This window comes from Holdemanella hominis (assembly GCF_014306155.1).
Classification (GTDB): Bacteria; Bacillota_I; Bacilli_A; order Erysipelotrichales; family Erysipelotrichaceae; genus Holdemanella; species Holdemanella hominis.
This window is the reverse complement of the sequence record NZ_JACRWH010000053.1, coordinates 1-15157: the sequence shown is the minus strand read 5'-3', so window position 1 is coordinate 15157 and position 15157 is coordinate 1. Positions and strand designations below refer to the sequence as shown.

General features: G+C 34.1%; 15 protein-coding genes and 2 tRNA genes. 12 read left to right on the top strand and 5 right to left on the bottom strand.

Annotated features, from left to right (window positions below):
- Positions 1–276 precede the first annotated feature (276 nt).
- Entirely contained in the window at positions 277–1206 is a 930-nt protein-coding gene (cysK, locus tag H8911_RS10095) for a cysteine synthase A (RefSeq protein WP_186999569.1), read from the top strand.
- A 22-nt stretch (positions 1207–1228) separates the two neighbouring features.
- Here the strand turns inward: cysK and H8911_RS10090 are convergent, their stop codons facing one another.
- The 3 genes from H8911_RS10090 to H8911_RS10080 all read right to left on the bottom strand — a co-directional run bounded on the left by H8911_RS10090 (position 1229) and on the right by H8911_RS10080 (position 4063).
- Entirely contained in the window at positions 1229–2209 is a 981-nt protein-coding gene (locus H8911_RS10090; RefSeq protein WP_186999568.1) for a homoserine O-succinyltransferase, read from the bottom strand.
- Between the two features lie 80 nt (positions 2210–2289).
- Positions 2290–3567 carry an O-acetylhomoserine aminocarboxypropyltransferase/cysteine synthase family protein gene (locus H8911_RS10085; protein WP_117925450.1) on the bottom strand — a complete coding sequence of 426 codons (1278 nt, stop codon included), beginning with the start codon at positions 3565–3567 and terminating at the stop codon, positions 2290–2292.
- 67 nt (positions 3568–3634) lie between these two features.
- Entirely contained in the window at positions 3635–4063 is a 429-nt protein-coding gene (locus H8911_RS10080) for an RrF2 family transcriptional regulator (protein WP_186999567.1), read from the bottom strand.
- 68 nt (positions 4064–4131) lie between these two features.
- Between H8911_RS10080 and H8911_RS10075 the strand changes: the two genes are divergently transcribed.
- Entirely contained in the window at positions 4132–4956 is an 825-nt protein-coding gene (locus H8911_RS10075) for an HAD-IIB family hydrolase (protein WP_186999566.1), read from the top strand.
- Here the strand turns inward: H8911_RS10075 and H8911_RS10070 are convergent.
- On the bottom strand, positions 4934–5455 hold the full coding sequence (locus tag H8911_RS10070) for an HdeD family acid-resistance protein (RefSeq protein ID WP_117925444.1): 522 nt from the start codon (positions 5453–5455) through the stop codon (positions 4934–4936). The genes H8911_RS10075 and H8911_RS10070 overlap by 23 nt on opposite strands.
- Positions 5456–5511: 56 nt before the next feature.
- Between H8911_RS10070 and H8911_RS10065 the strand changes: the two genes are divergently transcribed.
- Positions 5512–6063 carry a DJ-1/PfpI family protein gene (locus H8911_RS10065; RefSeq protein ID WP_222621013.1) on the top strand — a complete coding sequence of 184 codons (552 nt, stop codon included), beginning with the start codon at positions 5512–5514 and terminating at the stop codon, positions 6061–6063.
- A 35-nt stretch (positions 6064–6098) separates the two neighbouring features.
- On the opposite strand, the gene uraA is transcribed toward H8911_RS10065, so the two are convergent.
- On the bottom strand, positions 6099–7352 hold the full coding sequence (uraA, locus tag H8911_RS10060; protein ID WP_186999565.1) for a uracil permease: 1254 nt from the start codon (positions 7350–7352) through the stop codon (positions 6099–6101).
- 91 nt (positions 7353–7443) lie between these two features.
- Between uraA and H8911_RS10055 the strand changes: the two genes are divergently transcribed.
- The 9 genes from H8911_RS10055 (at position 7444) to H8911_RS10015 (ending at position 15041) form a co-directional block, all read left to right on the top strand.
- A tRNA-Arg gene (locus H8911_RS10055) sits at positions 7444–7520 on the top strand.
- A 12-nt stretch (positions 7521–7532) separates the two neighbouring features.
- Positions 7533–8159, top strand: a complete 627-nt coding sequence (locus H8911_RS10050) for an HAD family hydrolase (RefSeq protein ID WP_186999564.1) — start codon at positions 7533–7535, stop codon at positions 8157–8159.
- 97 nt (positions 8160–8256) lie between these two features.
- A tRNA-Arg gene (locus tag H8911_RS10045) sits at positions 8257–8332 on the top strand.
- Positions 8333–8647: 315 nt separating this feature from the next.
- The gene (locus tag H8911_RS10040) at positions 8648–9466 is read left to right on the top strand and encodes a ParA family protein (protein ID WP_186999563.1); all 819 of its coding nucleotides are present in this window, start codon (positions 8648–8650) and stop codon (positions 9464–9466) included.
- A gap of 13 nt (positions 9467–9479) precedes the next feature.
- A complete protein-coding gene (locus tag H8911_RS10035; RefSeq protein ID WP_117925434.1) occupies positions 9480–9785 on the top strand; it encodes a single-stranded DNA-binding protein in 306 nt (101 codons plus the stop codon).
- Positions 9778–9987, top strand: coding sequence for a Lar family restriction alleviation protein (locus H8911_RS10030; protein WP_186999562.1), 210 nt, complete (start codon positions 9778–9780; stop codon positions 9985–9987). The genes H8911_RS10035 and H8911_RS10030 overlap by 8 nt, the downstream gene beginning before the upstream one ends.
- Positions 9988–9993: 6 nt before the next feature.
- Positions 9994–10974 (top strand): ParB/RepB/Spo0J family partition protein, encoded by a 981-nt coding sequence (locus H8911_RS10025; RefSeq protein WP_186999561.1) that lies wholly within the window; start codon positions 9994–9996, stop codon positions 10972–10974.
- A 260-nt stretch (positions 10975–11234) separates the two neighbouring features.
- Positions 11235–11918 (top strand): hypothetical protein, encoded by a 684-nt coding sequence (locus H8911_RS10020; RefSeq protein ID WP_186999560.1) that lies wholly within the window; start codon positions 11235–11237, stop codon positions 11916–11918.
- 369 nt (positions 11919–12287) lie between these two features.
- Complete coding sequence (locus H8911_RS10015; RefSeq protein ID WP_186999559.1) at positions 12288–15041, top strand: SpaA isopeptide-forming pilin-related protein; 2754 nt, start codon at positions 12288–12290, stop codon at positions 15039–15041.
- Positions 15042–15157 lie beyond the last annotated feature (116 nt).

The window sequence follows — 15157 nt, the reverse complement described above, 5'->3', positions numbered from 1 at the left end:
ATATAAAAAAATGGGACGAACACGACCCTACGATATTTTATAGAATTTTTTTACTACTTATAAAACGACCCTATAAAAATTTAAGGACTATGTTCGACCCTACAAGAATTTAAATATCCGATAAATTTCTATCACTTTTTTATTGACTTTGGAAAAGCAAACTCCTATAATGCCTATAAAGTTACTAGGAATAGTAAGCGGAGGTACTAATTATGAAACGATGTTGTAGCTCTTTAAATGAATAATATTGAATTTATTTAATAGGAGGAAAAGAAAATGACAGTATATAAAGCAATTTCAGATTTAATTGGAAATACACCATTAGTAGAATTAACACATATTGAAGAAAAAGAAGGTTTAGAGGCTAGTGTTGTTGCGAAAGTAGAATTCTTTAATCCAGCAGGTAGTGTAAAGGATCGTATCGCAAAGAAAATGATTGAGGATGCTGAGAAAAAAGGGTTGATCAAGCCAGGTGCTACATTGATTGAGCCAACAAGTGGAAATACTGGTATTGGTATTGCATCTGTTGCAGCAGCTAAGGGATATAAGGCTATTATGACAATGCCTGAAACAATGAGTGTAGAGCGTCGTAACTTATTGAAGGCGTATGGTGCAAAAGTTGTTTTAACAGATGGCAAAGCAGGTATGAAGGGGGCTATCGCAAAAGCACAGGAATTGGCAGCTGCTACACCAAACAGTTTTATTCCAAGTCAATTTGAGAATCCATCAAACCCACAGGCACATTATGAATCGACTGGTCCAGAAATTTGGAAGGATACAGAGGGGAAAGTTGATATTTTTGTTGCCGGTGTTGGAACGGGTGGTACTGTAAGTGGTACAGGTAAATATTTGAAGAATCAAAATCCAAATGTGAAAGTGGTTGCGGTTGAACCTAAAACAAGTCCAGTATTATCCCAAGGTCATGCAGGTCCTCATGGTATTCAAGGTATTGGTGCTGGTTTTGTTCCGAATACTTTGGATACAAGTGTATATGATGAAGTCTTTACAGTCACAAATGAACAGGCTTATGAAACAGGTCGTTTAATTGCACATAATGAAGGTATGCTAGTGGGTATTTCAAGTGGTGCTGCTACATATGCCGCTATTCAAATCGCAAAACGCCCTGAAAACAAAGGGAAAACAATCGTCGTATTATTACCAGATACAGGTGAGCGTTATTTATCTACTCCAATGTTTGCGGAATAATAAAAAAATACGAAGTAAAAAATTACTTCGTAAATGTCTTGGCATAGCCATGATCTTCTCTAGAACCCGTACCAATGGGTTCTTTTATTTTTCCAATTTCTTCAATTTCAAATGGTGTTAATTGATATACATAGTTTAGCCAGTTTCGATATAGAAGATTGGCATGGCTTCTCCATTTTAAGATAGGTTCTTTTTCTGGATCATCATCGGGAAAATAATTGAATGGAATATGGATGGGTTTATTGGCTTTTAAATCTCTAAAATATTCATCTTTTAATGTTTCTTTTCCATATTCTAAATGACCTAAAATAAATATTTGACGATAGTCTTTTGTGACAATGATGTTTGAACCAATTTCATCATTTTTAGATAGTATGGATAAGCATTTTACTTTTTTAACTGCTTCTTCATCAATAGCCGTATGTCTTGAATGTGGCGTATAGTGGATTTCATCAAAGCCATTGGTTAAAAAGTCATATTCATCGACTAATTGTTCTGGGAAGATGCCGAATACTTTTTCTGGCAAGATATGCTTTTGAACTCCATAATGATAATACAGTCCGGCTTGGGCTCCCCAACAAATATGTAGTGTAGAATAGACGTGAGTCTTAGACCATTCCATGATTTCTTCAAGTTCATTCCAGTAATCAACATCTTCGTATTCAAGATGTTCTACTGGAGCTCCTGTAATGATCATTCCATCGTAATAATTATTTTTTAATTTTTCAAAGTATGTGTAGAATTTGACTAAATGATCTTGGCTTGTATTTTTAGAAACATGGTTTTTGACCATCATAAAATCAATATCAACTTGAAGTGCACTTTTTGAAATTAATCGTAAGATTTGTGTTTCCGTTTCTATTTTTTTGGGCATTAGATTTAAAATCACGATCTTTAATGGTCGAATTCTTTGTCTATGTGCACTTTTATCTTCAATCGCAAAGATTTTTTCACTTTCTAATATGTCTTTTGCGGGCAATGCATCGGGTATGTTGATTGGCATATATGAACAACTCCTTTATTTGTATACACTTTATTATACGCGAAAAAAAACAGAATGGAAATTTTCCATTCTGTAAAAGACTATGCTTTCATTGCGTCTAGTGCTTGTTGTAAATCGTTGATAATATCTTGTGCAGCTTCAAGACCTACAGAGAAACGAATTAAATCTGGAGCAACACCGGCTTCTTTTAATTGTTCTTCACTCATTTGACGGTGTGTATGACTTGCTGGGTGTAATAGACAAGTTTTGGCGTCTGCAACATGGGTTACAATAGAAGCAAGTTTTAAGCTGTCCATGAATTTTTCAGTTTGATTACGATCTGCTTTTAATCCAAATGACAATACACCACAAGTTCCGTTTGGACAATATTTTTTAGCTAATTCATGATGAGGGTCACTTTCAAGATCTGCATATTTTACCCATGCAACATCTTCATTGGCTTCTAAGTATTTAGCTACAGCTAGTGCATTTGCACAATGTGCCTTCATACGAACGGCTAATGATTCTAATCCTAGATTTAAGTAATATGCGTTTTGAGGTGCTTGGATTGATCCTAAATCACGCATCAATTGGCTTGTAGCTTTTGTGATATAAGCTAATTTACCAAATTTTTCAGCATATACAATACCATGGTAGGATTCATCGGGTGTAGTTAGTCCTGGATATTTATCGGCGTGTTCTAGCCAGTTGAAGTTACCACTATCTACAATAGCTCCACCTACACAAGATGCATGTCCATCCATATATTTTGTGGTAGAGTGAGTAACAATATCAGCTCCCCATTGGATTGGTTGACACATAATTGGTGTAGCGAATGTGTTGTCAATGATTAATGGAACTCCATTCGCATGAGCAACTTTCGCAAATTTTTCAATATCGAAAATACGTACAGTTGGATTTGTGATGGTTTCTCCAAAGACACATTTTGTGTTTGGTTTGAATTCTTTTTGAAGATCTTCTTCACTGATTTCTGGGTCAACAAATGTACAGTCGATACCCATTTTCTTCATTGTTACACCAAATAGGTTGTAAGTTCCACCATAGATGGCACTAGAAGCAATTAAATGATCTCCAGCTTCACAAATGTTGAATACCGCAAAGAAGTTGGCAGCTTGTCCACTTGATGTTAGCATAGCAGCAATACCACCTTCTAAAGCAGCAATCTTACTTGCGACAATATCGTTTGTTGGGTTTTGAAGGCGTGAATAGAAATATCCACTGTCTTCTAAATCGAATAATCTTCCCATTTGAAGACTTGAATCATATTTAAAAGTAGTACTTTGATAAATTGGTACTTCTCTAGGCTCGCCGTTTTTGGGTTCATAACCGGCATGTAAACATTTAGTTTCTGTTTTCATAATTTTTTACCCTCCGCTTTTATAATCATTATTTTAAGCTTTTCTTTATAAAAAGTAAAAGAAAAGCTTAGATTACATAATCAAAGCTTTGTTCACGATTTAAAATGTCTTGTAGTGATATTCCTTTTAAATAGGTTTCAATCACTTGATTTAATCCTTCATAAATATAAAGTGTAGTACAATCTTCTTTTCTTGGACATACATTTACTTCAGTGTCTAAGCAGGCAACACAAGACAAATTGCCTTCCGTTGCGACTAATACGTCATATACAAGGATTTGGTCTGGATTTTTTGCGAGCTTATATCCCCCTTGAAAACCACGGTTGGATTGAACTATTCCACTTTTTGTAAGAATTGGAACGATTTGTTCTAAATATTTTTTAGAGATGTTTTGTCTGTCGGCAATATCCTTTAGTGTTATAAAGCCTGAATCATTATGTTGAGCTAAATCTATAAGTAGGCGAAGGGCATAGCGACCTTTTGTAGATATTTTCATTTTTATTCCCCTTTTCTTTTTATTATAATAATATATATTTAGTAGGTTTTCTAGCAAAGAGGTAAAAAATGGTTAAAATTGTCGTTTTTGATTTAGACGGAACACTATATGATTCACATAAACATATTGATAAAGATACAGTTTATAAAATAATTGAACTTGAACAAAAAGGTATTGTAGTTGGGATTGTGACTGGAAGGTTTTATGAAGAGTTGGATGAAGTTATCGAAAAACTAAAACTAAGAGAATACAATGGTTTTGTAGCAAGTTCGAACGGTTTAGAAATACATGATTTTTTAGATGGGAAAATAAAGTGCTTTACGCGACTCTCAAAAGACGAAGTAAAAGAATTGGTAGAAGAAGCAAAGAAACATCATATGATTAGTTATGTTTGGCAAAATGGTCGTTATTCGATGTTTGATATATCATTTATGAATGGATTAAAAAAGCTTGCTTCAGCAATTCCCTTTGATGAGCATTATATAAAAGCATTAAGAGAGACTGAATTTGAGAAGAGTATATCTTTAGAGGTACCTTTATATGATAAGGTGTGTTTTGCGGGACTTCCAATCTTGAAATTAAAAAAATCAATCTTAAAACAGCATTCAGAATATCGGTTTTATGATGTTGGAAGACTCGGAACTGAATTATGCAAGAAGGATGTTGGGAAGCTTGAAGCTATTCAATTCATTTGTGGGAAGAAAAACACCTCTATAGATTGTGTAATGGCTTTTGGAGACAACGGAAATGATGTGAATTTACTAGCCTCTTGTGGATATGGAGTTGCGATGAGAAATGGGAGTGCACAGGCAAAAAAAGCCGCTAAATATATTAGCGACTATACAAATAATGAGCAGGGTGTGCTTCGATTTATAAATTCGTTTTTTGGATGAAATATTGATCTAAAAAGATAAGAATTCCATTTAGTACAAGGAAGAATCCAGTTAAAGAGAAAATAAAGTCTAAGGATTGAATGGGTTTCATAAGTAATACAATTCCGACAACTAAGATAAAGATAGCTCCGGCAAGATTGACTTTCCATTGTTCAAAACCATTATCTTTTAAGAGTAATACTTTTTGAAAATGAGATAGGGAATTAATAATCAATAGAATTCCTACAAGCATAGGTAAAATACTAATGAATTTTTTTGGTTCAAAACTCATATATAGGCCTACAGACAATAAGAATATGCCTAATACAAGAGTTGTTAGTGTTGTACTATTTCTTTTCTTGAAATATGTATATAGAAATAGAATCGCAATGACTAAAAAGATACATCCAATAACTCGCGTAATTGTTGTTAATATGGAGACGTTAAATATGCATAAGACTAAGCCAGATAAAATGCATAGAATTGCCGATGAGATAGCTTCTGTTTTTGTTTCTTTCATATAATCACAACCTTTCACAATTATTATACTCTGTTGTATAATTATTTTAAGAGGTGATGAACGTGAAAGTTGCAGTTTTGTTAGAAAATGGATTTGAAGAATTAGAAGCTATGGGTCCAATTGCCTTACTTAGACGTGGTGGACTTGATGTGGATATGATTGGTGTCAACAATGAGGAACAGGTTACAGGTCGTTTTGGCGTAACCTATTCGAGTGTGTTTCCAATGAACAAATATGACTTTAGTGATGTGGATTGTTTAGTTTTACCTGGTGGTCCACATTATCAAAAGCTAGAAAAGAATGAAGAAGTATTAAAATTAGCTCATGAGTTTGCCGAAAATAAAGTATTGGCAGCTATTTGTGCTTCTCCAACAATCTTAGGTCATGAGGGTATCTTAAAAGGTAAGAAATATACTTGTTTTAAAGATATGGATGAAGATTTTGGTGGTGAATATCAATATGAATATGCCGTTACAGACGGAAACATCATTACGGGTGTAAGTGCAGCAGCAAGTATTGAGTTTGCGTTTGCGATTCTAGAAAAGCTTTGTGGTAAAGAACACACAGAAAAAGTAAAAGCATCGATTTATTATGATGCAAAGCACTAAAAAAATTGTCATCGTGAATGATGACAATTTTTAGTTTATGCTTCTTCATTTAATAAATGGAATTTTTCAAAGATATAGAATAGTAAAGACATGATCATTCCTGTGATACAAGCAAGTACCATTCCTGATAAGGAAATATTTCCTAAGTGAATTGTTACTCCGCTAAGTCCAACAACGAACACAACGGATGTTAAAATCATGTTTACACTTTTTCCATAATCTACTTTTTGATCGACTAGAATTCTTAATCCACTTGTACCAATCATACCGTATAGTAAGAAACTGATTCCACCGATAACTGGATTTGGAATTGTTTGAATCAATGCAGATAATGGACCAATGAATGAACAGATGATGGATAGGATGGCAGCTCCAGCAATAACTTGTACGCTGTATACGCCAGTAATCGCCATAACTCCAATGTTTTCTCCGTAAGTTGTAGTTGGAACAGATCCAATTAAACCTGAAATCATTGTTGAGAAGTTATCTGCAAATAAAGAGCGATGTAGTCCTGGATCTTTGATTAAGTTTCTTCCTACAACTTCACCTGTAACGATTTGGTGACCAATGTGTTCTGATGCGATAACTAATAATACGGGAAGCATCATTAGAATGGCATCCATACTGAATTTTGGTGCTTGGAAGTTTGGAATTGAAATAAAGCTTGCTTCTAATACAGGAGTAAAGTCTACAATGCCTACGGCAACAGCAGTTAAATATCCTGTAACTACGGCAATTAAGATTGGAATGACGCTTAAGAATTTTTTGAAGCATACACTTCCAATTACGGCCATACCAAGTGTAACCGCAAAAACAATCACGTTTTTAGGGTCAATGTTATCTCCTAGAATTCCAGCTGTATTTGCAGCAGATGAAGATAATTCTAGACCAATTAATGCAACAACGGGTCCCATCGCGGCAGATGGTAGTACGATATCAATCCATTTAGTTCCAAATTTCTTGATGATCATTGCCAATAAACATCCGCAAAAACCAACCACAACAAATCCACCACATGCGTATGGATATCCAAATTTTGCGATAATGATATTTGCGGGAGCAATGAAGGCAAAGCTACTTCCTAAATAGGCTGGTGCTTTTCCTTTTGTGATAAAAATAAACAACAATGTTCCGATACCATTCATGAATAGTACGATAGCTGGGTTAATACCGAATAAGAATGGTACTAATACACTGGCTCCAAACATTGCGAACATGTGTTGAATACTTAATGGTATCAGCAGATTTGCGGGTACTTTTTCTTCAACTTGAATAATTCGTTTTGCCATGAAAAATATTCTCCTCCTAAAATATACCTTAACTTTTATACCACATTTTAATGGATTATGAAACTAATTTAGGCTATAATTATCAAGTAGTGCGCCTGTAGCTCAACTGGATAGAGTATCAGATTCCGATTCTGGCGGTTGCAGGTTCGAGACCTGTCAGGCGCACCATTTAGGTGAAATATGGAAACAATACTTTTTGATTTAGATGATACATTAATTGAATCGATGCACGTATGGGAAGATGCCATCATTCGTTTATTTAAAAAGATGGATTTGTATATGAGTATGGAAGAGGCTCGTCAAATCTTTTTTACGATGAAATTTTCGGAAGTTTTAACATACATTAAAGAAAGATTTCATACTAAACAAGATGAGGCTTGGATGTTCAATGAAGTAAATGAAGATATCTTGAATCAATATGCGTATCATATTGAGGCAAAGAAGGGTGCTTTGGATTATATAAAGAAGTGTGCTTCAGAAAATAAAAAGATGGCTGTATTAACATCAAACACAAGGGCATTATCTGAAAAAGTATTAGATCGACTTGGTATGTTGGAATATATGGAGAATGTATATTCAGCATATGAATTGAAGATGTCAAAAAGAGAAGTGGATATCTATGAGTATGTATTGAAAGATTTAAATACAACTGCAGAAAGTGCGATTGTATTTGAGGATTCGATGTATGCGATCAATACAGCTCGATCATTAAATATTGAGTGTATTGGTTTAGTAAATCCAAACAATCAAAAGGTGTTTGAAAAAAACCATGTAAAAACAATCGTTGATTTTACAGAATTGTGTTAAAATCATGATATGTCCCAGTAGCTCAGTTGGATAGAGCATTCGCCTCCTAAGAGTTAAAAATGATTGGCTAGAACTGTAAAAATTGAATAGAAAATATGCCTCCGTAGCTCAGTGGATAGAGCGTCGGTTTCCTAAACCGCAGGTCGAAGGTTCGACTCCTTTCGGGGGCACCATTTATTTATTAAACAAAGGGTTTTCAATACTTTGTAATCCATGTAACTAAGCGATAGAGTCTGTTGATTTTGTCGCTTTTTTCTTATCAGAAATTGGATGATTTTTACTGCTTTCTCAGACAATAGAAATTAGCTTGATTCAAATATTTTGACTGCTTCCAGCTAATAAAAATAGGCTCTCAGCTAATGTGCATCTTTTAAGAACACTTGATGAGTGGCCAAACATAAGCGTATAGAAGCATAAAACAAGACAATATGAGCAAACTCCTTTTACATAGCCAGGAAATCCTGGTATATGAGAAAGGAGTTTTTATTATGCCAAAATGTAAAGTAATCGCAGTCACAAATCAAAAAGGTGGTGTCGGCAAAACTACAACTACAGAGAATGTGGCCATTGGTTTGGCTCGCAATGGATGCAATGTATTGATTGTGGATTTTGATCCTCAGGGTGATCTTACAAGTTGTCTTGGATGGAAAAACAATGATTCATTGGAACACTCTGTTTCATCTATGCTTGATGATTATATCAATGACAATGATATTAATTATGAATCGTTAATCTTACATCATGAAGAACATGTGGATTTAATTCCGGCAAATATTGAATTAGCTGATTTTGAAATGCGTTTAGTAAGTGTGATCAACAGAGAACAGACTTTAAGTAATTGTATTGAGCCATTGAGAAATCAATATGATTACATCTTTATTGATTGTCCACCATCATTAGGTATGTTGACGGTTAATGCTTTATCAGCAGCTGATGAAGTACTGATACCAGTACAGACGCAGTATCTTCCTGCAAAAGGAATGACTAAGTTATTACAGACGGTAGGAAAAGTTCAACGTAAGATTAATAGTAATCTAAAAATCACCGGTATTGTAATGACGCTTGCGGATCTAAATACGAATCTAACAAAGAGTACGATTGAAACGATTCGAGAAAGTTTCGGAAAGAATATTCGTGTGTTTGATACAATCATTCCAAAAGCAACGAAAGCGAGTGAAGCAAGTATTTCCGGTAAGAGTATCTATGCGTATGCCAAAGACTCTAAAGTAGCTTTAGCTTATGCAAATCTTACAAAGGAATTAATCAACAATCAAAAAGTAAAGCACAAAGAAGAATTAAATAGATAGGAGAAAAATGTAAATGACAAACAATTATGTTTTATTGAATGGAAAACTCTCAAGAGATATTGAAGTTACTAAAAATGATAAGGGCAATTCTTTTGTGAAGTTTTGCTTAATTTGTACAAGAGATGGAATTAATTCGTATTCAGATTATATTAACTGTATCGCATTTGGAGAAATAGCGAATGCCATCTGTAGAAAAGGAGAAAAGGATACAGCTTATCACATTGAAGGAAATATCCGAACAAACTCATATGAGAAAAATGGTAAAAAGAATTATTCCACAAATGTGGTTGTAGAATCTTTTAGATTGCTGGATGCCTAGAATCAAACGATGTCCGTTTTGTCATTCAACTGCCCATGTAGTAATTGATTGGAACAGTAAAAGAATCAATGGATATTATGGCCAGTATGTTATCTGTACGTTATGCTCTAAAAGAACGAAAACTGAGCCAACATCAGATCAAGCGATTGAAGAATGGAATCATCATGTATTAAAAAAGAATATACAACTCACTTTATTTTAAAAGGAGGTGGCAAACTTGCCAAAATTAGACTTAGGATTGCCAAGCTATGACTCCTTATTTTCTACAGAAGAAGAAAGACAGGAAGCCAATACCGAAAAGGTAATGACAATCCCTATAAACAAAATTAAAGATTTTGAAGGTCACCCATTTCATGTAACTATGGATGAGGATATGGCGAAGCTGATTGATTCAATCAAAGAAAACGATATGCTGATGCCTGCACTTGTACGGCCTAAACCAGATGGAACTTATGAAATGATTTCTGGTCACAGGCGTAAATTTGCCATGTCACAGCTAGGAAAAACCGAAATGAATGTTATCATACGAGATTTGGATGATGATCATGCAACAATTCTGATGGTAGATTCAAATATTCAGCGTGAAAACATTTATCCTAGCGAAAGAGGTTATGCCTATAAAATGCGCTTAGAAGCTATGAAACATCAAGGTAAAAAAGTAGATATTAATGTTGATGATGTTCATGTTGAATATGATAAAACTACTTCCAACCAAGTTGGTTGGAAGTCAGAGAGTGCAGCAAAATTAGGTGAACAGATAGGTGTTAGCATGAATCAAATTAGACGTTTTATACGTTTAACCTATCTTATTGAACCATTGCAGGAAATGGTGGATGGACGAAATGAGAATGAGATAAAAATTGCATTTAATCCAGCTGTTGAATTGTCATATTTAACGGAATCGGAACAATTTGATTTGGTGAATGCGATTATTGAAAATCAAAGAACTCCATCATTAGCTCAATGTCAGGAATTCAAGAGATTAAGTCATGATGGTGAACTTACTGCAGACTTTATTGAAGATACGCTTTCTGAGGAAAAACCAAACCAAAGAGAGAAATTATCTTTTCAAATGAAGGAAATTGATAAATATTTTCCCAAGGATTACACACCAGGCAAGAAAAAGGATTTGATAATCCACTTGCTGGAAAACTGGGCAAAGAAAAGATCACGAGAACAAGAGCGATAATTGAATGTAGAAATTGCTTTGTTCGTACTTGTGATTGTTCCAAACTGTTGGAGGGGCAGTTTGTCTTTGCGTGGTGAGGTGTGACTTTTACCTCCCCTAAAACCCCTCCTACCTACCGAAAGAATCTTATTACCTACCGAAAAAGAAAAAATGTTTGTTATATAGATAGAATGAATATTTGTATGTTGGTAAATAAAATTTATATTGAGTATTTTTAAATAAAGAGATGTTATTAAGAAATACAAATGGAGGTAAATCAAATGAAGAAGTTAATTATTTCAGTGGTTAGTACTGTGATGATGATTGGAGCAGGAGCAGCAATTAGATCAGATCAAGATATTTCTGTTCCCACTGTGGAAAAGTCTTCTAAGGAAACAACGAGTGTTAAAAAGAAGAAATTTAAAGTTAGTAAACATGAAAATATTGACAAAAAGGAATTAAAAACAAATGAAATTCAGGTTAAGGAAGAAAATACAACCAATAAAAGTGATTCAAAAAAAGAGAGCGTTTCTTCTGGCACAAAAAAACAAGATACTCAAAGTAATGATACTTCAAAGAGTAGTGAGAAATCTGATACAAAAGTAATTGATTCTGGTAATAACAATTCTTCAACTACGAATGATTCAGTGCAACAAACCACCTCAAAAGAAGAAACTGTTACTGAACCAGCACCTGCACCAGAAACAGTACAACCAAGTTATGCATGTCCAGGAGGTATTAATCAAAATGTTTCCTGTGATGTGATCTTAGATAGTAACTTCTATTATGCAACGTTTGGTTCGATGTCTGAAGCAGAATCAGCAGGTGAATACTATATGAATGATGTGATGTACATTGGAAATGATGAAATAACAAATTATTCAGTGCAGCCTGTATATCGAAATAATCATAGTATTGCCTATTACGGATTGAACCTTTGGAGCAATGGAAGTTTGATTCAATAAAAAAGGCCTATGAGAAAAAATCATTTAATTTGTATCTTATTAGTAAAAAGGATATATTATAACTGAAGAGTCGGTATGGAGACTATAAACCCATGCCATTGGTCGGAACAAAGACCTAAAATTTGTTTCAGTGCAGAGAAAACTGCTAAACATCTTAAAAGGCGAGTAATCGCCTTTTAATTTTAGAAGGAGAGTATTGAATGAATAATATTTCATTTAAACAATGGAAATGAAGAAATATTATCTTATTATCATAAAGATATTTATCACTTGATATCAAAAAACTTAATCTAAATGAAATACATTATTTTAGCGAGGAAAAATTCTCGCTTTTTTTGTTGCAACAACCTAAAGGAAAGGAAAAAGAATATGAAAAACATATTGAAGAAAGGTAGTAAATTCTTTCTAACAGCATTAGTTATTCTCAATTCGTTGATGAATACTTTACCGGTACATGCTGAAGAAACGACTACAGATGAAAATGATTTAGATACGATTGTAGAACTTGGAAATGCAGAAGATGTATTTCCTGATTTGATGCCTCAATCTGATGGAATCTCATTAACGGATACAACAGGAACAGGCAGTATTTATGCGATGATCCATATTGCCAATCAGTATGGATTTGATTATGTACAGCAATTGTATGTTGGGGATAAGACAGTATTCTGTATTGAGCCTATGCAGCTTTTTACAGAAGGCTTGGATTATCATGAAGATACCGCAAAATGGGATGAATTATCTGAACAAACGCGTCAGAATATCTGGGAAATCAATTATTATGGATATGGTTATTCTGGACATCAAACAGAAAAATACTATGTCGCAACTCAGGTTATGATTTGGCAGGCAGTGACTGGAACTTGGTATCAGCCTTACTATACAGATGGAACTACAGTGTATGATATTTCAAATGAGGTAGCAGTCATCAACAATTTACGTGCTCAGCCTCAAGGCAGACCGTCATTCAATAATCAAACAATCAAGATGGGATTGAATACACCTGTCACTTTGACGGACACAAAAGGGACTTTATCAAATTACTCAATCACAAATTCAAATGGGATTCGTGCTTCTGTAAATGGAAACAATCTAACAGTAGCTATCACATCTGAAAATTATGATAAGAGTATTACTTTTTCACGTAATTTTAGTGCACGTGATGTGAATGTCATTTATGGATCAGCTGGCTATCAAAGAGTCATTTATTTAGCATCGAGGCGAGATCCTTCTCCAAACTTCAAATTAAACTTTGATTTGATGTATGCAGATATTGAAGTTGAAAAACAGGATTCTCAAACAGGTACTAAGACTCAAGGAGATGCTACATTCAATGGAGCTACATTTGCGATTAAAGATACAAGTGGAAATGTACTTGAAACAATTACGACAAATGGTTCAAAAGTTAAATCTAAAAAATATCCAGTTGGAACAACTTTAAATGTGTGTGAGGTTACTTCTCCTGAAGGATATTTAACTAACAGTTCTTGTAATACAGTAGAACTTAAATATTCAGGTGATAACACACCTAGTACATTCTATACAACAGTTAAAGACCAAGTAGTTAAGGGTCGTATTGAAATTGCAAAAACGATTGACAAAGAGAAATATGGATTATTCCAAAGCAATGTTCAAAAGCCTGGTGAAGGATTTAAATTTGATATTATTTTAAAATCGACAGGTAAAGTCGTATCAACATTGACTACGGATGAAGATGGTCGAGCTATTAGTGAGTATCTTCCATATGGAACCTATATCGTTAAAGAACACGCAACAAAAGGATATGATACTTTGGATCCTTTTGAAGTAAAGATTGATCAAAATGAGAAGACATATTTCTATAACATCTATAATGATACAATCAAAGCAGAATTAACTATCTACAAAACGGACAGTGAAACTGGAAAACGTATTCCGGCAGCCGGAGTAGAATTCAAAATCAAAGATGCAGATGGTAATTATGTAACACAGGAAGTAACGTATCCTAAAAAAGAAACTACAGATATATTTAAAACGGATGAAGATGGTTCTGTACATTTACCTTCTCCATTAAAGTATGGTGAATATAAATTAGTGGAGATCAAAGCACCTCATGGCTATGTATTAAAAGATACAGAGATTCCAATTAATGTGGATGGTTCTAGTACAGAAATTTTTATGAACTTTGATAACAAGACCCAAAAAGGACTGGTTTATGTGGAAAAGACAGGTGAGATGTTGTCAGGAGCAAAAGAATTTGAAACAGATTATGGAACACTTTATTCACCAGTCTATAAAGAAAAATATCTATCTGGTGTTACGTATGAAATCATAGCACGTGAAGATATCGTTACTCCAGAAGGAACAGTATGGTTCCACAAAGGAGATGTTGTAGATACATTTACTACAGGTGATGGTGTTACAACTTCATCATTGCTTCAGTTAGGTAAATATTCTATTAAAGAAACCACAACACAGACTGGATATGTATTAGATGAAAATAGCTATAACTTTGATATTGAATATGCGGGTCAGATGATCGATGTAGTCGAAATCAAACAGTCTTATGTCAACGAAAGACAAAAGTTGGATTTACAGATCACTAAGACATTTGAAGATGAAGATAAAGAAGCCTACAAAGATGTTGTCTTTGGTGTTTATTCTAAAAAGGATATTACTGTAGATGATAAAGTCATCATTCCTGCTGATGGACTAGTTGGCACATTAACGATTGATAAAGATGGTAAAAATGTTGAACATTTAGATCTTCCTACAGGTGATTATTACGTTAAAGAACTTGAAACAAATGTAGGCTTTAAATTAGATGAAGAAAAACATGATTTCACATTCAACTATGATGAAGATACAACAAAATCAACTGTTATCGTTCCTATGGAATTGCACAATGAAAAACGTCGTATTGAACTAGATGTCAACAAGGTGGATAAAGATCATCATGATCATTTCTTAAATGGAGCCATTTTTGAAGTCTATGATAAGACAGCTAAATCTTTTGTCACTACCCTTGCATCTGGTCAGTTAATGATCGTTGGTGATGATGCTAATGAAGAATACGAAATCTCTAAGGATGAAGATTTCAAAAAGATCATCAAGACAGTTAAAACGGATGAAAATAAACAATGATGTTAGCATATAAATAGGACTAGTCAAAAAGAGAAAATTTACACCAGTGGTACAATAGAAAGAGGATGATTCAAAGACAAAGGAAGGCAAAAGAAAATGGCAAATAAAAAGAAACA